This window comes from Bacillota bacterium (assembly GCA_040754675.1).
In the GTDB taxonomy this organism is placed as follows: domain Bacteria; phylum Bacillota; class Limnochordia; order Limnochordales; family Geochordaceae; genus Geochorda.
This window is the reverse complement of the sequence record JBFMCJ010000591.1, coordinates 1-2,409: the sequence shown is the minus strand read 5'-3', so window position 1 is coordinate 2,409 and position 2,409 is coordinate 1. Positions and strand designations below refer to the sequence as shown.

Sequence of the window (2,409 nt, the reverse complement as noted above, 5' to 3'; positions counted from 1 at the left end):
ATCACGGCGGGAACCGAGGTAGTCGTAGTTCTCACACATGGCGAACTCGCCGGCCTGGCACAGGTCACACCGGCCGCACGGGATCAGGGGGATGACCACCACACGGTCGCCAGGATTCACCGGCCCGGCGCCCTCTGACACCCGAACCACCTCGCCGGCGAACTCGTGCCCAAGCACGAGGGGCAGCCGGGGTATCTCCGCTCGCTTCATCCGGGGAACGTCCGAGCCGCAGATTCCTGCCGCCCTCACGGCCACCAGCGCTTCCCCCGGCCCCAGCGTCGGCACCGGGACGTTCTCAACCACGATGCGCCCGGGCCCGTGCAACACGGCCGCCTTCATCGTCGGCCCCGTCATCGCAGCCCGGCGCGCTCCGCGAAGACTCGCGCCCTGGCCAGAAGGGCGTCGTAGTCGCCCGTCCGCTCCACATCCAGCAGCAGAGGGCTCCCAACCCCCAGCGCTATGGGGGTGCCGAACTCCAGGGCCCTCACCGCTTCAGTCGGCGTCATCACGCCCAGGATGACGGCTCCTCAGCAGCTCGATGGCACCGGGAGCGCCCGGTACCGTGAACGTTACCTCGATAGTGATAGTGACGCGACGCCCTCCCACAGGCCTGCATATTCTTCGAGCAGGTTCCGGTAAAACGCCGCGAACGGCCGGTAAAGCTCCCTTTTCTCGGGCCGGGGCTCGAAGCGTTCAACGGGGTGGACGAAAGCGCTCACGGCCGCCTCCAGGTCCCGGAACACCCCGATCCCGTAGCCGGCCAGGATGGCCGCGCCGAGCGAGCCCGCCTCCGACCGGTTCAGCCGGGTGTACGGGACGCCCAAGACGTCTGCCTTCAACTGGTTCCACAGAGCGCTCTGCGACCCACCTCCCACCACCCGCACCTCGTGGAAGGCAACGTCGGGGGCGAGCCGCTGCTCGATGTCCAGGTAAATCGAGTACTCGTAGGCCACACTCTCCAGAAGGGCCCGGTAGAGGTGCCCCGTCGAGTGTGACCAGCGCAGTCCGACCCACGCTCCCCGCACATTGGGTTGATTGGGGCAGACGCGACCGCCCAGGTGCGGCACGAAAACCAGCCCATCTGAACCCGGCGGCACGCGTGAGGCGAGGTCGTCCAGCTGCGCGTAGTCGAGGCCCATCCCGCCGCAGGACGAGCCGCCGGCGGGCAGCGCCCGCAGCATGTCGCGCAGCCAGCGAAGGTTGAGCCCGCCACCGTTGATGTAGCCCAGTGCGTACCAGAGGCCTGGGGCCGGGAGGCGGCCCGTCACCAGCGTCTTGTGGGCCACGTCCGGGGAGAAGCCGGGCACGCACAGCGCAAAGGACGAAGCCGTGCCCGCGGCATCGTATCCGATGCCCGGCCGAATGACCCCGGCTCCAAGCATGGCCGCCGACTGATCCCCGGCTCCCGCCACGATGGGAATCCCCGAAACGAGCCCGACGCGCGCGGCCGCCTCACGGGAGAGGCGGCCCACCACGTCGGACGGCTCGACAATTCGGGGCAGCTTCTCCATGGGAATCTCGAAGTGCGAACAGAGCTCTTCCGACCACGCCTGCGCCCGAATGTCGGCGAGGCACGAGAAGTGGAGGTAGGTGGGGTCGATGAAGGCCTGGTCCCCCGTCAAATCGGCGAGGCGTCCTGCGACATAGGCGGCCGGCATGACGAACTTGTGGATCCGCCGGAAGATCTCCGGATACTCGTGCTTCCACCACAGCATCTTGGGCCCGTGGGAGTAAGTCGGCGGCCCCCCGCTTGCCGCGATGATGCTGTCGGCCCGCCGGCGCATGACCGCCACGTAAGGGTCACACCGCGTGTCGAGCCACGAATCGTACGGGGTGACCGGGTTCCAGTCGGCGTCGACGCTGGCGACGCCGGCCATCTGCCCGGTGATGGCGATACCCGCCACACGCGCAGGGTCTACCCCTGCCTGCCGCACGCACTCACCGAGCACCCGCTCGGCAGCGGCCGCCATCTCGTCGGGGTCCTGCTCAACCCAGCCCGGCCCCCGCTGATTGATGCGGGAGGGCTCGCTGGCCTCGGCCAGCACCGCTCCATCGTCGCTTATCAGCGTGGCCTTGGTGTTGGTCGTCCCCACATCGATGCCGCACAGGTAAGCAGCCGGCATCTCCCTCCGTCAGCCCCCTCCCCCGTGCCATGCCTTCCGCTTCACGACCTCCGGTTTGCCGTTGCGGTGCACGACGATGAGGGAGAAGCCGGTGCGGGCCACTGTGTCGTAGTCATGGCCGGCGTCGGCGGGAAACGCGAAGAACAGGACGAAGGGCTCGGCCAGGTCTGCGTTGACGGTCCGGTGCCCCCATCCAGGCGGGACGTACGCCACGCTTCCCGCCTCCATGGGAACGGCCCGTGCTTCTCCCTGTTCGGACTGCATGATGAGAAAGCCGCGGCCCCGG

General features: G+C 68.5%; 4 protein-coding genes. All 4 read right to left on the bottom strand.

Annotated features, from left to right (window positions below; translation table 11 throughout):
* Nucleotides 1-354, bottom strand: a 354-nt coding sequence (locus AB1609_21315) for an alcohol dehydrogenase catalytic domain-containing protein (GenBank protein ID MEW6048975.1), incomplete at its 3' end; no start/stop codon positions are given.
* Entirely contained in the window at nucleotides 351-509 is a 159-nt protein-coding gene (locus AB1609_21310; protein ID MEW6048974.1) for a hypothetical protein, read from the bottom strand. The genes AB1609_21310 and AB1609_21315, both read right to left, overlap by 4 nt.
* A gap of 60 nt (nucleotides 510-569) precedes the next feature.
* Entirely contained in the window at nucleotides 570-2,123 is a 1,554-nt protein-coding gene (locus tag AB1609_21305) for an FGGY family carbohydrate kinase (GenBank protein MEW6048973.1), read from the bottom strand.
* A gap of 9 nt (nucleotides 2,124-2,132) precedes the next feature.
* Nucleotides 2,133-2,409: glucose-6-phosphate isomerase family protein (locus tag AB1609_21300; protein ID MEW6048972.1), on the bottom strand; the 277-nt coding region annotated here is incomplete at its 5' end.